This is a genomic window from Pseudomonas sp. LBUM1645 (assembly GCF_059716185.1).
This window is the reverse complement of sequence record NZ_CP166811.1, coordinates 3,532,474-3,551,364: the sequence shown is the minus strand read 5'-3', so window position 1 is coordinate 3,551,364 and position 18,891 is coordinate 3,532,474. Positions and strand designations below refer to the sequence as shown.

Sequence of the window (18,891 nt, the reverse complement as noted above, 5' to 3'; positions counted from 1 at the left end):
GCTGCAGTCAATCACGAACGGCGCGAACCTTTCCGCTGAAGACTCTGAAGCCGTAGGTGTTGTAGATGAGCGTCACCGGGATCAGCACGGCGAAACCGACCAACATGAACATCTGACTGGTGGGACTTGAGGCGGCCGCTTGCAAGGTCAGGTTAGGCGGGACAATCAACGGAAAGAGCGCTGCGATCATCAAGGCGAACGCCAAGATGAAGATCCCCAGTGCGGCGAATAGCGGCAGATAGTGCCGGCGGCTTCGAAAGCCCGAGGTGAAGCCGATCAGCAGTGCAGTGAGCAACATTGCGGCTGGCAGCCAGACCAGTTGATTGGAAAGCCGCTGCGCATATCGAGCGTCCAGCGTCGCTGTCCAGACCACCAACACGGCCAAAAGCACCAAGGTTACAATGGCCAGCACCCTCGTCTGTCGCCCTGATCGACGTTGCAGATCATCTACAGTGCGCCAATACAGCCAGCACGCGCCCAACCACATATAGCCCACTACGAGCACGGCGCCACAATACAGCGGAAACAGGCCCGACCACTCCCAGCCGTCCCCGCTGTACTGCCCGTCCTGATTAGGCACGCCTTGTACAAGCGTTCCCAGCACAATTCCCTGAGTTGCCCCGGCTAGCAGTGAACCGCACAACAGCAAGCCGTCGACCGCGCGTTTGATTCCGTGGCTTGGCGCGTAGTCACGAAACTCCAGCGCGACCGCTCGAAGAATCAACGCCAAAAACATTAGGATAAAAGGCAGATAAAGCGCCGGCAGCAGGATGGCGTAGGCCAGCGGAAATAATGCCAACAGACCGCCGCCACCGAGCACGAGCCACGTTTCATTAGCATCCCATATGGGCAAGATAGTCACGGCCATGGCACGACGATGCTTGCCACAACGGGTAAGGCCCATCAGTACGCCAACGCCAAGATCAGTGCCGTCCAATAGCACATAGTTCAGTACCGAAAACCCCAAGGCTGCGGCAGAAAGGAGTGTTATCCAGTCATTGTCCAACATGGATTCATGCCCTCAGGATTCACCCGTCTCGTCGGCCAAAGTGGGTTGCGGCCCGGGCTCGCCCTCGTGAGGCGGCTCACGCAATAATCGCAGCAGCACCCAGAGACCCACGCCGAAGATCACCAGGTAAAACGACAGGATTGTCCAGGTCGCCCCTACCACCTGCTGTCGAGACACCGAAGATAGGCTGTCAGCCGTGCGCAGCAAACCATAGACGGTGAAGGGTTGGCGTCCGACTTCGGTCACCACCCAGCCACTCAGCATCGCCAGAAATCCGGCCGGGGCCATCAGCACACAGACTCGGAGCATCCAACGCGCTGCGTACAGCCGTCGTCGCCAGCGCAACACCAGGCTGGCCAGGCCCTGCCCCACCATCAACAGGCCCAAGCCGACCATGAAACGGAAGGCGAAGAACACCGCTGGTACAGGCGGGATGTCCTCAGGCGGAAATTCATCCAGGGCGGCGATAGTGCCACTGAGGTCACGCCGCAAGTAGAGCGATCCTATGCGCGGAATCGCCACTTCCCAATGATTGCGTCGCTCAGCCATGTCCGGAAGTGCGAACAAGCGTAATGGTTCGCCCGCACCGTCAGGCGGGCGAGTCCAGGAGCCTTCGATGGCAGCGACCTTTTGCGGCTGTACTTTCAGGCTGTGCTCACCATGAAGATCTCCCACTAGGATTTGCACTGGGGTGAGCAACACAATCACCCACAGCGCCATGGAGTATGTAAGCCGAGCGCGCGGGTTCTCGGGCCCCCGTAACAGCTGCCAGGCGCTGACACCAGCCACCAGCGTGGCGCTGCCGATCAGCGCGGCCAACGTCATATGCACAAGCCGGTAAGGGAACGACGGATTGAAGATGATCGCCCACCAGTTATCGGCAATGAAGCGGCCATCGGCGCCAATGGAGTAACCGGCGGGTGTCTGCATCCAGGAATTGGCCGACAAAATCCAGAACGCGCTGATCAGCGATCCGACCGCCACCGCACAAGTGGCGAAGAAATGAATCCGAGGGCCGACCTTCTTAAATCCGAAGAGCATGATGCCAAGAAAACCGGCCTCTAGAAAAAAGGCGGCCAGCACTTCATAGAACATCAACGGGCCGAGGATATCTCCCGCCTGAGTCGACAGCCGAGACCAATTGAGCCCGAACTGGTACTCCAAAATCAGACCTGAGGCCGTGCCCACCGCCACGTTGAGAGCAAATACTTTTAACCAGTAACGGTAGACGTCCAGATAGATCTTTCGCCCACGCCACAGCCAAAGCGCTTCAAGCACCACCAGAAAATTAGCCAAACCGATGGTGAATGCCGCCAGGACAATATGAAAGCTGATGGTGATTGCAAACTGGGTACGCGCTGCCACCAGCGCTGAATCAACCGCGTCCATACAGTCCACCCACAGTAAGTCGACCTTCATCGAAATCAGCTGTCGGCAGCAAGTGAAGGTCAGAAAGATAGTGAAAGGTGTCGGCAGATATGGGCATGACACCTATCCGGTGCAGTATTTGTCGGTTGACTCTCCCCACTACGAATGATTCCGAAAGCCAAAATTTTGTTACGTAGGAATTTTTCAAGAGTTAAAGGACGAGATCTCGCGCGAAGGTCTGAGACCTCTTCCTGCTTTTTAAAAGCAGGTCTTTTCAGGCTAAAAAACTAACTCCAGACATTCAGGTTGGATGGGTTACTTATGACTCGCGAGGTATCACCGAAATCTTACCGTTTCGCTCAAGGATCGCGAACTTGATCTGATCCAGGGTTTCGATACCCTGACTCGAACGGGCTGCCTCCATGACATCTGCCTCACCCACTCGCGCATGTCGCAAACGTTGATGTAAAAGCTTGCCATTCTCGACGATGATCGTCGGCTCTCCCGAGATCAGGCGCGACACCCAGGTTGAGCGCTGTTTAAGTAACGACAGCCCAACATCGATTGCGAACAACGTCACAATCACGACCACCGAATTGGTCAGTGAAAAGTCGTCACCTAATAGCGCCTGCTGCGTTGCTTCTCCAATGATCATCAGCAACACAAAATCAAAGGTGGTCAACTCTGATAATGAACGTCGGCCTGCAATCTTGAACAACACCATGAGCGCTACGTACATCGCTACGGCACGCAATACCGAATCCATAAATCACCTATGGAAGGACAAACTGATGGAGGTTCAACGTTTGCGCACCAGGGGACTTGAGACTTGTGCTAAATAGTCCTAGCCCGTCACCGCGCAGCGTCAGATAAATACTTGCTCGACCTTGAGCATCGGTTTGCAGCCACAACTTGATACCCCGCCCTGCACTGCTGGAGCGCACGGGCTCAGGTTGCATCGTCTCGATACTGAATCCTTCCATTAAACCGCCATCCAACTCCAGCTCGACAGTGGAATCAGGCGTCCCTATAACACTGATCTTCATTGGATTGGAGGAGCCATTGCGATGGAATAATTCATATTTGACAGTGAGTTTTCCATCGATTCCACGATATTCCTGAATGCTCAGCGGCCCACGCGAGAACACCCCTGCCAATGCAAGCAGAACTACAAGCACCAAGCCGCACCAACCCCAGCGCTCGAAGCGCCATACTTTGACCTGATACGCCATGTCTTCGCGAACGGGGTAGTCGCGGCTTCGATAATCGGGATGGTCAGATTTTTCGCTCATTGCGTGTCCCTATCCTCGCTCGCCGGCCAACGCACGTTGATGAAAATACGGAAGTAGCTGTAATGAGTGATCTGCCGCCAAACGCTGCACCTGACAGCGGGAACCCATGAAACGATGCGCACGACTGAATACGCTCAGCCCCGATTCAGTCTGATAGGCCCAGGCAAAACAAATGGTGCCGGCGGGTATCCCGTCGACATCCTCTGGGCCGAGGATGCCTGTCGTCGCGACGGCTACATTGGCGGTGCTGTCGTGCAACGCGCCCAACGCCATTTCTCGTGCGACCTCACAACTGGTCAGATTGAAGGTTTCGATGGTGTATGGATTGACGCTCAACAGTCGCTGCTTTGCCTCGGGAGAGTAAACAACATACCCACTCTCGATCAGCTCCCCCCTGCCCTCTACCTCAGAAAGCAGCGTGATGATTTTCCCCGCAGTGCATGATTCAGCCGTTGTCAGCAGCAATGAGTGTTTGCGCAGGTAGTGAACAGTATCGCCGGCGATAGACATGGCAATTGTCCGAGGTGGTCATACAAACGACATCAGAGGAAACGATTCATTCCCTCAATTCATGCGCTTCGGGTTTTCGCTTCTGCCTGACAAACCGAGCCGCTGCTGTCTAACGGAAAAAAGAAAACGGTAAGAAAGAATTTCAAGAATCTACGGTGGTCTATCTGTCACCATCGTAGAGGTACATTCATGAAATTTGCTCAATTCTGTCAATCCCTGTCCAACAGGGCTGGCAGTTCGAAGACGTTCCTAACCGCCATCGTTTTAATCGTTATCTGGGCACTGACCGGGCCATATTTTCATTACAACGACACCTGGCAACTGATCATCAATACGTCGACGACGATCATCACATTTCTGATGGTGTTCCTGATTCAGAACACGCAGAACCGGGACAACGACATTTTGCATCTGAAAATAGATGAGCTAATTCGAGCAACCAACGAAGCTCAAAATGCCACCTTATGCTTGGATAAAATGGGTTCAAGAGAACTGAGAAAACTGCGAGAGCATTACAGCGCCTTAGGTGCAGCCGATGAGATCAAATTCAACGCAGCTGAGGAGGATGTTGCTGCAAGCCAGATGCCTCTTTCGTCCGAGTCACCCGAACCAGACCAAAGTGGCTCCAAAAAAAAATGAATTCTCAGCTGCTGATACAACGAAATCACCCAGCGCTTTTAACCTTTGGTTTTTTGTGGGGCAGCGGCTCGAGGAAAAGTCCTTTCTTCCTGAATTTTGCCGCCCTCCTTATGAATCTTGAGTGACGCGGTTTTGTCCTGATGAAACTCACTCGCTACCGCAGTAATCTCCGCCTTAGTAATCTCCGCCTTAGTAGTCGCCGTCTTGAAGCCCTTTGTGCGCCTTCCTTGGTCAGTACCCAGAGATTATCGCTCTTGGTGATGTGGTAGTTGTCCATCCGACCTCCTAGCGCAGTTGAGCGCATGATTGCCTGCTTAAAGTTGAGTCATGGTGCCAGCGTTACCGAAGATGGCTGAACATGGCTCTGTGGGTGACACGACTTGGGTTCGTGTTGTACTGCTGCTGTTTCCATCAGCAAATGATCAACTACGTTTGAAAGGGCTTCATGGACACTGCGACCGCTGCCTACGGCTTCTTTGTAGACAAAACGTTGTCGCTCTGCACTGCTGCCGTCCCGGATAATTTTCCGAAGCTGAGAAAAAACGCTCTCTACGCCAAGTGCCCGTGCTGTTTCGCCAAAAATCTGCTCTGCCATGACAAGCCATTGTTCAATCGTAAATGGCCGGTCGTGCCCCTCAACCAGGAACTCTGCATAGATTCCTGATCTTTTGGCTCTCCATCGATTTTCCATCAATATCCATCTAGATTTTTGCGAGTAGGCCAATCCTGGGTGAGATTGATCGATAGCGTAAGCAATCATCAATCGGAAAAAAGACGCGATGCACAAAGCGTCATCTAGACGGGGACATGCGTCTGTCATTCGCAATTCCAGCGTTGGATACCTGGCGGAGGGGCGTACCCCCCACCAACAATCGCTGGGCTGTTTCATCGAGCCTGTTGAGATCAAAAATGCGATGTAGGCAGCATAGGCGACATCACCCTCGAGAAATTCGGGGACACCCATCCGGGGCCATTCATCACAGGCTGTCTGGCGATAGCTTGCAAATCCGCTGTCGTCACCATCCCAATAGGGTGAGGAGCTACTGAATGCCAATAAAAAAGGTATCCATGGGAGCACCTCGTTCATCACCTGAATTCGATCCAGGTGATTCGGAATCTCAACGTGCACGTGCAGACCCGAAAGCAGACTACGCCGAGCTACCCGTTGGTAATCTCTGAACAGCTGCTGAAAATGATTCTGGCCTGTCGCGTGTTGAACACGCCAGTCCGCCAAAGGATGACTGCCGGCACAAAGCAAACCTAGCTCAAAGGATTTGAGAGAGTGCTGCAATGTGCCGCGCGCGTTGGCTAGATAATCCGCTGCTTGCACAAGACTCGTGAAAATAGGTGAAGCCACTTCGATCTGTGCCTGGAACATCTCATACGCGAAGCTTTGCCCCAATTCAGCTTTGCACTTGTCACTCACCGCGCGAGATAGACTCCCTGGCATCTGTCGGGTGTTTAGGTCGGTGATGAAATACTCCTCTTCGATACCGAATTTCAGCTGGCCGTTCATTGCTCCTCCCCATGCCCTAAACGATTGTTAGATGAATCGACATAGCTGACGTCTCGCACGTTGTCTTATTGGGATCTGTCGAGTGGTAGTCCTCTCCTGCGACCGCACGTAAGTAAGCCTGGTCTGCCTCGACTCGTAAGTCTCTCCACTCCTCCCATTCAACGATACCTTGACGATCCATCTCATCCGCCTGTCGAAGGAGTTCCTCGTGATAGGTGTCCGGGCAGTCCATACGCAACGGCCAATTCTCTAGCGCGCGATGCCACGAATCCAAGGCTTGGAGTCTTCGTTCTTGAGCTGGCGTCAGCAGATTTTTAAAAGAGTTCATGACTGCATGAGTCCTGGATTCATTTCTGAATGGATCAGCAGAGTTCGCCATGGGTTCATGAGGGCCGACCAGAGGTGTTTAATCTGTGTTGGCAATCCAGCCTGGTATCGCCCACTTCTGAAACAAAAAGCAGACGATTCAAAAGCCTGTCGGCTCTGAAAAACAGTTTGAATTTTTTTTGGTGCGCTCACTCCTTTGACTATGAGCATAAGGAGCGCCTCATGAACCGCACTGATTTTTTCGTCATTGAGTACAAGCTCCATGGAGAGCCGAAGTCCTTCATCATTCGGACAAAGACGATGCGCAATGCGGATGCTTGGCATTGGGCAAGCTGTGATGCTGGATTGGCCCCTATTCCGAAACTAGGAAGGCCGCCACTTAAAGTCGTTTCCAAACCTCAAGCGGAAAGGAACGGGGTAACCGACGTGAAATGGCGTGAGTCTGCAACGTTGGATTGGACGGAGGTTTTAACGCCATGAGAGCAAAGATTTTGGCCGGTGATTCAAATCGAAGCGATCCATTAGCTCAAGCCGCTGAGCTCTTTTTTGAGGCGGATCGACTCGACTCCGCCGCTTACAGCATTCTGGAGACGCGGTCGAAATCCGAAGCTTTGTGGAAAAAATTCACCGCAGCCAAGGCTCTTCAGATGCCAAACGAACGGAGGCTTACCAAAACTGGATGCGCATCAGACGGGAGAAAAAACTCTAGCTCCACGGCACAGGGAATAGAGGAACACTCGATGCTGAAAAATTGGAAATACGCCTAGGCTCCAGGATTTGTGACCTCGGATGAATACCGCCCACGTTCCCAGCAGTATCCAAGTCGCAAAGATCCAAGGTGTACGCACCGAGAATAGCAGTGCCTTTCGGTACCCCTTATGAGTGGATTCGCGCTCACAAAACAAAGGTGATTCATCATACGCCAGTCCCATGAGCGGCTCGCTGCGCAGTAGTTCGCTCTGCTTGAAATACCAGTGATCGATGATGTCATATGCCGCACGAATACCGGGCCAAGCATTAAGTGAGCTGAGCAGTCCCAATAGCGCGAGAAACGGTGGCACCACCAGTGTAAACAGCTTGCCCCACTCGGGATTGAGATTGGACATGCAAGATGCAAAGGCAATAACCTGAAATCTACATCGCGCAGGAAAACTCACATCCTCAGTAGAGTTATTTCGTAATTTTTTGAATCGTTCAGTAACTTCACTTGGCGGCTGACTGTTTACGTATGGTCGTCAGGAAGGGAGCGTGCGATCCCTTGACGAATGGAGCAAAACTATCGGAGCGACGGTCGATAGATTGAGCAGCACTGTGACTTCACGAAAAATCGCCGAAGTCAGATCGACTTGCCCAATCCGCTCGCGTGCGTCGGGGCACCTCCTCCCGCGTGAATGTGAGTACGTGAGGAAAGACCATGACAAAACTCAAATTGGGCGTCCATTCCGAAGCCGGCAAACTTCACAAGGTCATGGTGTGCTCTCCTGGTCTGGCCCATCAGCGTCTGACACCGGACAACTGCGACGAATTACTGTTCGACGACGTACTCTGGGTCGCACAGGCCAGGCGCGATCATTTCGACTTCGTCGCAAGGATGCGTGAACGCAACATCGACGTACTCGAAATGCACAACCTGTTGACGGACATCGTGTCCACCCCTCACGCGCTCGACTGGATTCTGCAGCGCAAGGTCACCGCCAATTTAGTTGGCTTTGGTTTGATCAATGAGGTGGATTCCTGGTTGCGTAGCCTGGAGCCGCGCAGGATTGCCGAGTACTTGATTGGAGGCGTTTGTGCAGAGGATTTGCTGACCAGCTTCGGTCGGAAGACCCTAGAACTGTTTCGCGATTTCCACGGCCAATCGAGCTTCATTCTCCCGCCATTGCCCAATACCCTATTCACGCGCGACTCGACTTCGTGGGTCTACGGCGGGGTGACGATCAACCCGATGTATTGGCCGGCGCGGCGTCAGGAAACTCAGCTGATGAGTGCTATTTACAAATTCCATCCCGAATTCACCGATGCCAACTTTCAGATCTGGTACGGCGACCCGGATCGAGAGCATGGCAACGCCACGCTAGAGGGCGGTGACGTCATGCCAATCGGTAACGGTGTCGTGCTGGTAGGGATGGGCGAACGGTCTTCCAGCCATGCCATCGGCCAATTAGCGCTGAATCTGTTCAAGCATGGGGCCGCGAAGCGGGTGATCGTAGCCGGACTGCCGAAATCCCGAGCGGTGATGCATCTAGACACCGTCTTCACCTTCTGTGACCGCGATGTCGTGACCGTCTTCCCGGAGGTGGTGAATCAAATCATTGCCTTTTCACTGCGCCCGGACGAGAGCAAACCCGATGGCATCGACATCCGCCGTGAAAAAACCAGCTTCCTCGACACAGTGGCAAAGGCATTGGATCTCAAAACATTACGCTTCATAGAAACGGGCGGGAATAGCTTCGCCGCCGAACGTGAACAGTGGGATGACGGCAACAACATTGTTGCCTTGGAACCGGGCATCGTCATTGGCTATGACCGAAACACTTACACCAATACGCTAATGCGAAAAGCCGGGATAGAGGTCATTACCATCAGTGCGGGTGAACTCGTTCGCGGACGCGGGGGTGGCCATTGCATGACTTGTCCTATCATTCGCGACCCTATCGATTATTGAATTGCTCAGAGCGGAATTTAGGTTCGAGCTCCGAAAATACGCGAAGAATTTTGCATCTCTCTGCTATGGATGAAGGAGCTATTGGATACAGCTGATCGGCTTTTTACCGCACGTCTCTTTTGACGAACTTCGGGCATTCCAGATGACGGAGCGCGTTATAGGGAGTTCCAATGAAATGATGAGTGAAGCAACCTGCTCCCTAGGTGCGGAAGGCTGAACGGACGGCCCCAGCGATCTGTACGCCTTTACCTCAGATCAATGGAACATTGTCTACAGCCCGTCCTCTATCGGCTTTTCTGAAGCCGCCTGGCGCAAGATAAACATGGACGTGCCGGGTGTGTCGGAAGCATAGCGCCTCTTCTCCTATGAAAGCAGTTGGAACTTTCGCGCGATGCTGACCCCATACAAGCAGCCCCAACAATTTTGGGTAGTGAATTTTGCGCATTGCGGCACAGCTTCGCAGTGGCAATTATCAGGAGATCCAAATGCTTGTACTCACGGACATGCAGCGCGCATACCTCAGGAAACTACGCGCCCTCGCCACTGACCTTCAGGGCAACGAAATATTTGCTGGCCTGACTATCGAGGAGTCAATGCGGTTCAATTTCTTGAGTGAGTCGCTTTTGGGGCAGGAGCATCGCACACAGGAAGACGTGAACGAGTATCTCAACCTCCACGAAAAACACGAGCATGACCGGCGTCAAGCGTTAGGCGCAGAAACAGAGGCGCGGCAGAACGGATCGGCACGTCATTAAAAGTCATCTGACGTTGATAGATCCTGGCTTCCACTTGGTCGACACACTTGTCCAAGCGAATAGATCCAAAATACTTTAGCTACCAATATCAGCGTAACAGTGACTGAAGTCACCGTGAGCAGATGTTGTGGACAGAAGCGTGGATCCGCAGAGGTACCTTAGTTCTTAGGCTCCTCATCAGCAAAGACGGCTCTAAACCTGCAAACGAGGAACAATACCGTGAATCTAGAAGGTGTCCCTATGTGAGGGAACCCTTTGCAGCGGTCTCAAGTTAAGCCACTGGCATTCAGCCTCAGCCTCTTCACGGGTCAGAAAGGTAGCCTGTGAACGCAACTTTTTCTCGTTGTCATAAATGTTAAAACCTAAAGGGGCTGTTTTGCTGTAGGCGCGCGTTCCATTAAATGAGGAACCAGTTTCCGTGGGGACTGCAGGGACAACAACAAATCTCGAAATCATCTTCACGCCCTCTCCAAGCACCTCCTCACTATTAGCGGCTATAAGCCACCACAGCAAGTGAACGTCGACAGTTTCCGATGAGAAGCACGAGCGGCCTTTTAGCCGTCGGCTGCAACGCTGCATTTTACCTGTGCACTGGTTCGCCGCATTGAAAGGCACATCGTCGCGATATCCGCTGGCGCAAATATTTCTGAACGGGACATAGGTTCGCCTCGGGCGGCATGATCGACTACCATGCCGCCGCGGTTTCCAAATGGGATTAATAGGGAATTCGTGATGCTACCAACGCATCAAACGGGTCATACCTTTGTTCAAGGTCATCCATTTGATCCGCCTGATCATGATGTAGCGACAAAAAGCCATTGCGGCACCCTGCCACCAAGGCGAACAATCGAATTGTAGGCGCGAGAGCCCGCAAAAATTCTACGAATCGTTCTTGCCTCAAGGTCACATCCGAAGGACTTCCAATGATCTATTCGGAGCTGGTGATCGGCAGCCTTTGCCCAGAGCAGCCATTCCCTTTGGGCAATACGCCCTCCTGAATTCTGCCACGGAACTCCCGTTGAAGAGCCTCAGTCAAAACTTGGTGTGGCATCCGGTACCCCTGAGAAATCAAAAATGAATAAGAAAGAGCTCATAGGCAAGCCTCCGGCTGTTCCCCATCGTTCGTGGATAAAAAAACTAGGGCCCGGCCTTATCACAGGTGCGGCGGATGATGATCCAAGCGGTATAGCGACCTACTCGCAAGCAGGCGCGCAATTTGGCTTTAATACGCTCTGGACGTTGTTTTTCACCTTCCCCCTGATGGTCGGCATTCAGATCATCAGCGCAAAAATAGGCCGAGTCAGCGGGCACGGGCTCGCTACCAATATCCGCAGCAATTACCCTTGGCCTTTTGTATATGGCATCGTCGCCTTATTGATGTTTGCCAATACCATCAATATTGCAGCGGACATCGCAGTGATGGGGGCGGCGCTGAAACTGTTGATAGGCGGATCGTCTCAATTCTACGCAGTCGGCTTTGGTCTGGTTTCTCTGCTTCTGCAGGTGTTCATTCCGTATAAGCGCTATGTGCGAGTACTCAAGTGGCTGACACTCGTGTTGCTGGCTTATGTAGGCATTATGTTTGCCGTGCAGATTCCATGGGGGCAGGTCGTTCGCCAAACTGTGTGGCCTCACATGTCCTGGAAGCCGGAGTATATAACCATGGTGGTTGCCATTTTTGGCACAACCATCAGCCCCTATCTCTTTTTCTGGCAAGCATCACAGGAAGTTGAAGATATGGAGGCTGACTCTAAGGCTCAGACGCTGATTGATGCCCCAGACCAGGCGCGAGCCAACTTTACTCGCATCAAAATTGACACGATAGTGGGTATGGGGATTTCGAACCTCATTGCGTTTTTTATTATGTTGACCACTGCTGTCACGCTAAATATGCATGGCACCACAGATATTCAATCGTCCGCACAGGCGGCGAGTGCTTTACGACCGATTGCGGGGGAGTTTGCATTTTGGTTGTTCAGCGCAGGCATTATTGGCACTGGCATGTTAGCGGTTCCTGTGCTGGCAGGCTCCGCTGCTTATGCCGTGGCCGGTACATTTAAATGGAGAAATAGCTTGGCGGCCAAGCCAGAAACAAACAAAGCGTTTTATAGCATTATCACTGCGGCAACATTGTTAGGTGTATTGATCTGCTTTGCTCCGATCGACCCAATCAAAGCATTGTTTTGGAGTGCAGTCGTCAATGGCGTAATTGCGGTGCCTGTCATGTTCATTATGATGTTGATGGCTTCGCACAAAGAAATAATGGGCACTTTCGTCATTCACCCTGGACTGAGGGTATTGGGCTGGAGCTGTACCATAGCAATGGCTTTTGTCGTGATCGGTATGCTCTGGGGCATGTTTTCAGCGTAGAAATTTTTTCTGAGATTTAGTCGGTTATCTCAGTCATGGCCAGAGGGTAGTTCCCCAGGAGAATCGTGACTTGGGGCGTCATCCATAGCATTCAAGGCTTGGCCTGGTTGGCCGCATGACGACTCTCATTCCGCTCAGTGATCCAGATGTGAATTCTCCAAATTAAAGGATTGAGGGTTCGATAGCGATGACTCGTTGAGATGTGAACTCCAAGCTGCATACGCGTCCGAATGTCGCGTTACAGCCGTACACCACCTTTCACCGGAAAGATCGCGAGTTGCGACCAACATCATCATTTTGCTAATAGCTGCATCCAGATCTAAAAGCAGCTCATGAGATTTAAATCTAAAGTCGTCCGCTGCGTTCATGTCGGATCCTGTGCTCAGCGGGTCTGACTCGAAGTTAGAAGTCGCAGTACCCACCAAGAATCTTGATTGTGGTTTTTAATGGATCAGCCCGAGCGATGGACGGTAGTCATTTTGTCTGGCTGGAACAGGGGGCGTGCCCCCTGGAATCAAATGAATCACTGTTCCCGCGTTTCTTATCCGCTTGAATGGATCACCAACGGTAACGTGACCACGAACTCGCTACCCTTGCCATCACCATCGCTCATGCCGGTAACCTCGCCGCCGTGCGCCTCAACCAGCTCGCGGACTACTGTCAGTCCGATGCCCAAGCCAGAGCCATTGAATCCGACGGCATGCACGTCTTGAACATAGGAGTCGAAAATAAACGGGAGTGCTTTAGCGGAAATGCCGATTCCATTGTCGGAAATGGTTATCTTCAAAACGTCGGACGCTACCGTTACGGATAGTTCGATTCTACCGTGGGTCGGTGTGTATTTAGCCGCATTTGCCAGAAGGTTGTGGAGAATCTGCGCGAGGCGCCCCGGGTCACCATTCACCATCAAGATGCCATTGGGAAGAGGGGCGTTGAAATGCTGCTCTTGTGCGTCCATTAAAGGGCGGCACGCATCAATGGCCTCACGCAGAACTTGAATCATGTCGACATCGCGGCGATTGAGGCGCAACTTACCAGTGCTAGCACGGGAGACGTCCAGCAGATCGTCGACCAGCTGTGACATATGTTGCACTTGGCCTTCGATCAACTCCCGCATCCGAGGCAGCTGATCGCTAGGCAAACGCACCATACGTTCTGCAATCATACTGATAGGCGTTAATGGGTTACGTAGCTCATGAGCCACCGTCGCCAGTATGCTTTTTTGCTGACTCAGTGCGCGCTCGGCTACAGCCTGAAGGTCTTGAGCGCTGAGTGCGGCAATGACCAGCTGGGCATTAGCCTCACGCAGTTCCTGGTACAAACGTTTCTCTTCCAAGCGGGGGGCAACTATAGCGTCTAACTGCACCATGAGTTTCGCCGGTACTGGCTGCTGATTGGTCGCGATTACTTGCTCGACCTGTTGGCTATCCACCAGCCGGCTGCTGGCGTCGCTCAACTCTTTTTGAAGTGCTGCCAGCACGGCGCGTGCTTCAACAGTTTTCTGGCCAAGCAGGAAGAGTTCGTGAGCGGCACTAGCGATCTCACGCTCATTCGTGCCATCGACATTACTCATGAGTCGGGCTCAAGCATTTTTATCTCCTGGATGTGATATACCTGAAATCCGCTTTGTGGGTCGGCCTCCGAGCAGACCTTCTTGTTCATGAAGCATTTCGCCAATCTGCAAGCCGTTTTCATCGACGCGGTACAAGCGCAGCTCATCGGAGTGGGCACTGGCCCGCATCTTGACCACGGCCATGATGCGCAGCAATCGGCTCTGCACTTCAATGTAGCGCTGGACGATGATCGCGTCGGTCAGGAACGCTGTGCCATAAGGGCTGAAACGCAGGTCGGTGTAGCGGTCTTCCAGCTCGGAGGTCATCAGCACACTGACCCCTGCCCCAGTCAGCGCGGTGACCATACGCGATAGCGACTCGCGGAAGTCCTCGCGAAAGGTCGGTGCCAGCGCCAGTTCGAAGCCTGACAGCGAGTCGATCACCACGCGAGTAGCTTTCAGGCGAGAGATCTCGGCCAACAGCAACTGGACGATTTCGTCGATGGACAAGTCCGGTGCACGACTGTCCACCAAGCCGACCTGACCGTTTTGGATCAACTGAATGAGAGTGGCATTCTGGAAATGATTGGGCCGTTGTTCGAACACCGCGATCACACCGGTTTCGCCGTTGCGTGCGCCTTCTGCGAGGAACGTCGCTGCCAGGATGCTTTTGCCCGACCCCGACGGCCCGGCCACTAGCAATGAATAACCACGGGGCAGGCCGCCGCCAAGCATCTCGTCGAGCTGTGGCACGCCCATTTTCAGGCGCTTGATCGGGATCTCCAGCGGCGCTTCAACCGGGTTGAGTGGCGCGGGTGCAAACACCTTGATCCCCGACGTCGCGATGCGGAAGGTGTGCAAGCCCGGTAACGTGGGCTGGCCGCGCATCTTCATGATTTCCATCTTGCGTACCATGGAATTGCGCTGCACGCTCTGACGCAGCCAGATCAGGCCATCGGCCACGGTGAAAATCGGGTTGGTGTCGGTTTCGGTGAAGTATTCGCCAATCAGGAAGGTCGTCGCCTGCCAGGTGGTCATCAACATGCCCAGTTGCTGAACGAACTGCGGCAGGTTGTTGTTGGGGTTGTCCTGGGTCTGGCTCGCCAGCACCACCGAACGGAACGAGTCGACGAACACCAGCGCTGGAGAGTGCGCCTCGACTTCGCTGACGATGCGCCGCAGCACTTCGTCCAGATTCCCGGCCAGAGTGTCATCGGTCAAGTTGATGTAACGAATCGACTGGTTGATCGCATCGCTGTCAAAAAAATCGAATTGTTGCTGATAACGCAGCATCTTCAGCGGCGGCTCGCCCAATACGGTAAAGAACAGCGCCTGGCGCTCGGGCGTCGCCAGGGCGAACATCATCTGATGCGCCAGGGTGGTTTTGCCACAGCCAGGCGGGCCGGCGATCAGGTTGAACGAAAACTCCGGCAATCCTCCGCCCAGCACCTCGTCCAGTCCTGGCACACCGGTGGCCAGGCGGTTGATAGTCACTTTGGTGCTCATAGCGAATTTTCCTGCGAAGGGGTGTCGCTCAAAGAAGGTTCCCACACGCCACGAAGCAATTGTGCGGTGAGCGAGGGCCCGATCAGCGTGATCAGCAGCTCGTAGAAGGTGGTCAGCAGCACTTCACCGAAGAACAGCGCATCGGCTTCGCTTTGCTCGGCGAGTACGGACTTGAGGGCAATTAGATCCATGCCGGCCGGCACTGTGCCACAGGTGCCGGCCAGTCGCGGATGAGTGGAAACGCACAGATTGAGGCTTCGGCGATAAAGCGCGGCAACCCCTTGCTGACCGATAATGGGCCCGAGGGCTGCGTCCATATCCTGCAAGGTTGAAATAATCGCGTGGACGGTCTTTGCAAGACCAGCAATGTCACCAACACGGTGCGCCAGAGAAGCTACGATCTGGCGGCCCCCTTCGCTTTCCATGGACATGGCTCACTAATTTTTGATGGGCACCTATCGATGGTACACCCTATAACCTGTGATCGAGTTTTCATTTGGGCGCAGAGCTGATGATGTTCGGATACCTGCTAGGTGCCTGCAGAGAAGTATTCCCAAACAGCAAGGATTTGCCTCTCTGTCTACGTATTAAGCACCTGGATTTGTGATTTGGATACAAACCGACCAAATGCCAAGCAATATCCAGAATGTCGCAAAGATCCAAGGTGTGCGCACCGAAAACAGCAACGCCTTTCGATACCCCTTGTGCGTGGACTCTCGCTCACAAAATAAAGGCGATTCGTCATACGCCAACCCCATCACAGGCTCGCTATGCAATAGCTCGCTCTGCTTGAAATGCCAGTGGCCGATAATGTCGTATGCCGCGCGAATACCGGGCCAAGCATTCAACGAACTTAGCACTCCAAGCAACGTAAGAAACGGTGGTACTACCAGCGTGAACAACTTGCCCCATTCGGGGTTGAGATTGCCCATAGAAGAGGCAAATGCGATGACCAAAAAAGACTGAGATGCCAAAAAGGCGTCAGTTCGATTAGCCAAGATGCTGGTTTCGTACTGAATCTCTCTTCGGTAAAAGTCCAAGCGCTCCTTTGGCGATCCGAACATCCTGGCATTGTGCTCGTTTAGTGCAGTGTCACTTATCTGGGAAGTCAAAATTCTCGGCAAGGTGGGTTCATCCTTATCAAACATGTGAAGCCGGCTTACCACCCATCCCAACCTGCGAATTGAACTGGATTTCTCCCACGTTAGCATTGGTACTCACTAACATCTGTGTTAGCCGGACGTTTATCCGCACTCCCCGCAACGCCAACAAAAATGGCCCTCTCGGGCCGTTTTGTACTCAAACTAAACTCACTTGGAAAGCCGGGACTCGACGGTGTCGGAGCCGTGTTCAGCGTTCCATTCTTTAAGACCTTGTGGTTACCGCCTTTGGTTTCGACGACCTCGCCGGTATGCGGATTTTTGTAGAATTTTACCCGCGAGGCTTGCTCAGCATGTCGCAGATGACAACTGTCGCCACTTCGTACTCATGATGTATTTCTAACGCTTTTGCTAAAAACACTCCTTGCCGACTCATAGGACTCTCCTGCTTCAGACAAAAAGCATTGATCGAGATTGTCAATCTCAGCTAGTGAGCCCGTCCTTTTCAGAATCTGCAATTTAAATATTTGTGTTAGGCGTATTCATAAAGGCATCCCAGCTTTCATAGGCGTCGTGCTGCCTCTTGCTGGCAAAATCCCAGTCGGGGCCTGAAACGCATTTGGATGTCACCAGCGTCATCATTTCCATCGTAGCGGCGTCGAGTTCTATCAGGAGCTCGTGTGATTTCATCCTGAAATCTTCGATCGATGCCATTAGCTTTGCCTCGGCGCGGAGGTCACCGCCATTGAGAAACAACTGCTCCTCGAGCGGTGGAGTACGAACACGCCAAATAATTCATACCGTCTGATCGCTGGTTCGTTTAGCCCCGAACCTTCTCCGTCAAAGTCAGCCGCTATAGCGGGACGGAAGAGTCGTTGTCTAGTCCTGAAATAGGTTTACACCTGTTTCACCCCAACGCCCGATGCATCGCATCGGGCGTTTTGTATTTCAAAGACAGGTGCGGTCGCTCGCCGTTATAGATCGATACCGACTCACTCACCATCTTCTTCGCTTGCAGCAAATCCTGTGGCCGTTGGAGCAAAAGCTCTGTCTTCAATATCCCGTTGACCCGCTCTGCCAAGGCGTTTTGGTAGCAGTCATAGCCGTCCGTCATTGAACATTGGATGCCGTATTTCGCGTGCAACGCCTGGTACATCCCCGAGCAATATTGGATACCTCTATCCGAGTGATGCACCAACGGCTGGTCTGTCCGACGGTGCTTTACCGCCCGACGCAGCGCGTGTGCTACCGACTCGGTGTGCAGGCTTTCATGGACGTGATAGCCCACGATCTTGCGCGAGAAGGCGTCGGTTACAAGACTTAGATACGCCACGCCTTCCTGCGTTGGCAGATAAGTGATGTCCGCCACCCAGACCTGTTCCGGGCGGCTTGGCACGATTTGATCAGGTCCGGGCTTGAGTAAGTTCGGGTGGCGGTGAAAGCGATGATGACTATTGGTTGTCTTGTGATACGCCCGCTTGCGGGCTACCAATAAACGCCGTTCACGCAGAATCGAAAACAGGCGATCTCGACCCACTTGCAGCTCAAGCTGAGGTTGGCACTGCAGTAAGTAATACAGCTTTCGGGTGCCCAGCCGCGGCTGCCGCAGGCGCTTTTGCTGAACGAAATCGGCAACTTTCTGATCCAGAACCAGACGAGCTGCATCGGCACGATTACGTTTGTAGTAAGCCTGGCGGCTTATCCCCATGAACTGGCAAGCCCTGCTGATGCTCAGGTTTTGGATTCGTTTTTGCGCGAGGACTTGCCGGGACGCTTTTTTACGACAGAGAGGCCGTAGTCATTTTTCAAGACATCCACGACCGCCTCGAAAAACTGCGCTTTCTGATTGGACAGCGCCAGCTGTTCTTCAAGCTCTTTGATGCGTTGCTCTGGCGTTAATGGTCGGTTTTTGTCGGGCATAGACCCCATCCTCGGCGAGCGAATGTATGTGCCTGGGCTCCAATCCTGCCGACCGTGCTTGCGTAACCACGTCAGAACGGTCGTTTTGCCTTGAATCCCGTAGCGCTCCTGAGCCTCTTTATAACTCAGCTCGCCTTTTTCGACCTGATCGACGACCGACAATTTAAAGGTCAGCGTGTAGTCGCGCTGACTTCGCCTTTTTGCTGATTCCATTACATCCTCCTGAAAAACAGATCAGAAGGTGTAAACCTTATTCAGGACGGGACACGTGCATGAAATAAGGGAGCGGCCCGATCGTCCCCGCGTTTGAAAGCGACGCGGATCAGTCGATGTCGCCGACAATGCGCACAGCGCGCTGGACG

Annotated in this window: 18 protein-coding genes and 4 pseudogenes; 6 read left to right on the top strand and 16 right to left on the bottom strand. The window is 53.2% G+C overall.

All coding sequences use genetic code 11. The features are described 5' to 3' along the window. Positions 1 to 7: 7 nt before the first annotated feature. The 5 genes from cydB to ACA079_RS15895 all read right to left on the bottom strand — a co-directional run bounded on the left by cydB (position 8) and on the right by ACA079_RS15895 (position 4,179). On the bottom strand, positions 8 to 1,009 hold the full coding sequence (cydB, locus tag ACA079_RS15915) for a cytochrome d ubiquinol oxidase subunit II (protein ID WP_497699987.1): 1,002 nt from the start codon (positions 1,007 to 1,009) through the stop codon (positions 8 to 10). 12 nt (positions 1,010 to 1,021) lie between these two features. Beyond that, positions 1,022 to 2,398: a cytochrome ubiquinol oxidase subunit I gene (locus tag ACA079_RS15910; protein ID WP_497704263.1), complete on the bottom strand. Its 1,377-nt coding sequence runs from the start codon at positions 2,396 to 2,398 to the stop codon at positions 1,022 to 1,024. Between the two features lie 298 nt (positions 2,399 to 2,696). Next, a complete protein-coding gene (locus tag ACA079_RS15905; RefSeq protein WP_497704262.1) occupies positions 2,697 to 3,143 on the bottom strand; it encodes a DUF421 domain-containing protein in 447 nt (148 codons plus the stop codon). A gap of 7 nt (positions 3,144 to 3,150) precedes the next feature. Continuing rightward, positions 3,151 to 3,669, bottom strand: a complete 519-nt coding sequence (locus ACA079_RS15900) for a hypothetical protein (protein ID WP_497704261.1) — start codon at positions 3,667 to 3,669, stop codon at positions 3,151 to 3,153. 9 nt (positions 3,670 to 3,678) lie between these two features. Next, on the bottom strand, positions 3,679 to 4,179 hold the full coding sequence (locus ACA079_RS15895; protein ID WP_497704260.1) for a CinA family protein: 501 nt from the start codon (positions 4,177 to 4,179) through the stop codon (positions 3,679 to 3,681). Between the two features lie 189 nt (positions 4,180 to 4,368). Between ACA079_RS15895 and ACA079_RS15890 the strand changes: the two genes are divergently transcribed. Further along, positions 4,369 to 4,818, top strand: a complete 450-nt coding sequence (locus tag ACA079_RS15890) for a low affinity iron permease family protein (RefSeq protein ID WP_497704259.1) — start codon at positions 4,369 to 4,371, stop codon at positions 4,816 to 4,818. Positions 4,819 to 4,856: 38 nt separating this feature from the next. Here the strand turns inward: ACA079_RS15890 and ACA079_RS15885 are convergent. From ACA079_RS15885 to ACA079_RS15875, 3 genes and pseudogenes are all read right to left on the bottom strand, one after another. Beyond that, positions 4,857 to 5,095 (bottom strand): annotated as a pseudogene (locus ACA079_RS15885) (DUF2188 domain-containing protein). 48 nt (positions 5,096 to 5,143) lie between these two features. Continuing rightward, positions 5,144 to 6,334: a carboxylate-amine ligase gene (locus ACA079_RS15880; protein ID WP_497704258.1), complete on the bottom strand. Its 1,191-nt coding sequence runs from the start codon at positions 6,332 to 6,334 to the stop codon at positions 5,144 to 5,146. 16 nt (positions 6,335 to 6,350) lie between these two features. Next, positions 6,351 to 6,662, bottom strand: coding sequence for a hypothetical protein (locus ACA079_RS15875; RefSeq protein WP_415769307.1), 312 nt, complete (start codon positions 6,660 to 6,662; stop codon positions 6,351 to 6,353). A 221-nt stretch (positions 6,663 to 6,883) separates the two neighbouring features. Between ACA079_RS15875 and ACA079_RS15870 the strand changes: the two genes are divergently transcribed. Continuing rightward, positions 6,884 to 7,141, top strand: coding sequence for a DUF6555 family protein (locus ACA079_RS15870; RefSeq protein WP_497704257.1), 258 nt, complete (start codon positions 6,884 to 6,886; stop codon positions 7,139 to 7,141). Then, positions 7,138 to 7,428 (top strand): hypothetical protein, encoded by a 291-nt coding sequence (locus ACA079_RS15865; protein ID WP_497704256.1) that lies wholly within the window; start codon positions 7,138 to 7,140, stop codon positions 7,426 to 7,428. The genes ACA079_RS15870 and ACA079_RS15865 overlap by 4 nt, the downstream gene beginning before the upstream one ends. Here the strand turns inward: ACA079_RS15865 and ACA079_RS15860 are convergent. Further along, positions 7,425 to 7,794 (bottom strand): annotated as a pseudogene (locus ACA079_RS15860) (hypothetical protein); the annotation flags it as partial. The gene ACA079_RS15865 and the pseudogene ACA079_RS15860 sit on opposite strands and share 4 nt — an antisense overlap. 281 nt (positions 7,795 to 8,075) lie before the next feature. Here ACA079_RS15860 and arcA point away from each other — a divergent pair. From arcA to ACA079_RS15845, 3 genes are all read left to right on the top strand, one after another. After that, positions 8,076 to 9,326, top strand: a complete 1,251-nt coding sequence (gene arcA / locus ACA079_RS15855) for an arginine deiminase (protein ID WP_497704255.1) — start codon at positions 8,076 to 8,078, stop codon at positions 9,324 to 9,326. Between the two features lie 485 nt (positions 9,327 to 9,811). Further along, positions 9,812 to 10,081 (top strand): hypothetical protein, encoded by a 270-nt coding sequence (locus tag ACA079_RS15850; RefSeq protein WP_497704254.1) that lies wholly within the window; start codon positions 9,812 to 9,814, stop codon positions 10,079 to 10,081. A gap of 1,074 nt (positions 10,082 to 11,155) precedes the next feature. Continuing rightward, positions 11,156 to 12,451, top strand: a complete 1,296-nt coding sequence (locus tag ACA079_RS15845; protein ID WP_497704253.1) for an NRAMP family divalent metal transporter — start codon at positions 11,156 to 11,158, stop codon at positions 12,449 to 12,451. A gap of 541 nt (positions 12,452 to 12,992) precedes the next feature. On the opposite strand, the gene ACA079_RS15840 is transcribed toward ACA079_RS15845, so the two are convergent. The 7 genes and pseudogenes from ACA079_RS15840 to ACA079_RS15810 all read right to left on the bottom strand — a co-directional run bounded on the left by ACA079_RS15840 (position 12,993) and on the right by ACA079_RS15810 (position 18,742). After that, complete coding sequence (locus ACA079_RS15840; protein WP_497704252.1) at positions 12,993 to 14,024, bottom strand: sensor histidine kinase; 1,032 nt, start codon at positions 14,022 to 14,024, stop codon at positions 12,993 to 12,995. A gap of 9 nt (positions 14,025 to 14,033) precedes the next feature. After that, positions 14,034 to 15,509, bottom strand: a complete 1,476-nt coding sequence (locus tag ACA079_RS15835) for an ATPase domain-containing protein (protein ID WP_497704251.1) — start codon at positions 15,507 to 15,509, stop codon at positions 14,034 to 14,036. Continuing rightward, positions 15,506 to 15,934 (bottom strand): hypothetical protein, encoded by a 429-nt coding sequence (locus ACA079_RS15830; protein WP_497704250.1) that lies wholly within the window; start codon positions 15,932 to 15,934, stop codon positions 15,506 to 15,508. The genes ACA079_RS15835 and ACA079_RS15830 overlap by 4 nt, the downstream gene beginning before the upstream one ends. 162 nt (positions 15,935 to 16,096) lie before the next feature. Next, on the bottom strand, positions 16,097 to 16,633 hold the full coding sequence (locus tag ACA079_RS15825) for a hypothetical protein (protein ID WP_497273556.1): 537 nt from the start codon (positions 16,631 to 16,633) through the stop codon (positions 16,097 to 16,099). A 186-nt stretch (positions 16,634 to 16,819) separates the two neighbouring features. Then, positions 16,820 to 16,959, bottom strand: a pseudogene (locus ACA079_RS15820) (transcriptional regulator); the annotation flags it as partial. A gap of 169 nt (positions 16,960 to 17,128) precedes the next feature. Beyond that, the gene (locus tag ACA079_RS15815; protein WP_497266473.1) at positions 17,129 to 17,323 is read right to left on the bottom strand and encodes a hypothetical protein; all 195 of its coding nucleotides are present in this window, start codon (positions 17,321 to 17,323) and stop codon (positions 17,129 to 17,131) included. A 165-nt stretch (positions 17,324 to 17,488) separates the two neighbouring features. After that, a pseudogene (locus tag ACA079_RS15810) lies at positions 17,489 to 18,742 on the bottom strand (IS3 family transposase). Positions 18,743 to 18,891 lie beyond the last annotated feature (149 nt).

What these genes read in the sequence shown, in the direction of transcription:
- ACA079_RS15815 (WP_497266473.1), bottom strand. Translation starts at nt 17,323, where the DNA reads ATGGCATCGATCGAAGATTTCAGGATGAAATCACACGAGCTCCTGATA.
- ACA079_RS15910 (WP_497704263.1), bottom strand. Translation starts at nt 2,398, where the DNA reads ATGGACGCGGTTGATTCAGCGCTGGTGGCAGCGCGTACCCAGTTTGCA.
- ACA079_RS15895 (WP_497704260.1), bottom strand. Translation starts at nt 4,179, where the DNA reads ATGTCTATCGCCGGCGATACTGTTCACTACCTGCGCAAACACTCATTG.
- ACA079_RS15875 (WP_415769307.1), bottom strand. Translation starts at nt 6,662, where the DNA reads ATGAACTCTTTTAAAAATCTGCTGACGCCAGCTCAAGAACGAAGACTC.
- ACA079_RS15900 (WP_497704261.1), bottom strand. Translation starts at nt 3,669, where the DNA reads ATGAGCGAAAAATCTGACCATCCCGATTATCGAAGCCGCGACTACCCC.
- ACA079_RS15890 (WP_497704259.1), top strand. Translation starts at nt 4,369, where the DNA reads ATGAAATTTGCTCAATTCTGTCAATCCCTGTCCAACAGGGCTGGCAGT.
- ACA079_RS15830 (WP_497704250.1), bottom strand. Translation starts at nt 15,934, where the DNA reads ATGGAAAGCGAAGGGGGCCGCCAGATCGTAGCTTCTCTGGCGCACCGT.
- ACA079_RS15870 (WP_497704257.1), top strand. Translation starts at nt 6,884, where the DNA reads ATGAACCGCACTGATTTTTTCGTCATTGAGTACAAGCTCCATGGAGAG.
- ACA079_RS15840 (WP_497704252.1), bottom strand. Translation starts at nt 14,024, where the DNA reads ATGAGTAATGTCGATGGCACGAATGAGCGTGAGATCGCTAGTGCCGCT.
- ACA079_RS15880 (WP_497704258.1), bottom strand. Translation starts at nt 6,334, where the DNA reads ATGAACGGCCAGCTGAAATTCGGTATCGAAGAGGAGTATTTCATCACC.
- ACA079_RS15845 (WP_497704253.1), top strand. Translation starts at nt 11,156, where the DNA reads ATGAATAAGAAAGAGCTCATAGGCAAGCCTCCGGCTGTTCCCCATCGT.
- cydB (WP_497699987.1), bottom strand. Translation starts at nt 1,009, where the DNA reads ATGTTGGACAATGACTGGATAACACTCCTTTCTGCCGCAGCCTTGGGG.
- ACA079_RS15905 (WP_497704262.1), bottom strand. Translation starts at nt 3,143, where the DNA reads ATGGATTCGGTATTGCGTGCCGTAGCGATGTACGTAGCGCTCATGGTG.
- ACA079_RS15865 (WP_497704256.1), top strand. Translation starts at nt 7,138, where the DNA reads ATGAGAGCAAAGATTTTGGCCGGTGATTCAAATCGAAGCGATCCATTA.
- ACA079_RS15835 (WP_497704251.1), bottom strand. Translation starts at nt 15,509, where the DNA reads ATGAGCACCAAAGTGACTATCAACCGCCTGGCCACCGGTGTGCCAGGA.
- arcA (WP_497704255.1), top strand. Translation starts at nt 8,076, where the DNA reads ATGACAAAACTCAAATTGGGCGTCCATTCCGAAGCCGGCAAACTTCAC.
- ACA079_RS15850 (WP_497704254.1), top strand. Translation starts at nt 9,812, where the DNA reads ATGCTTGTACTCACGGACATGCAGCGCGCATACCTCAGGAAACTACGC.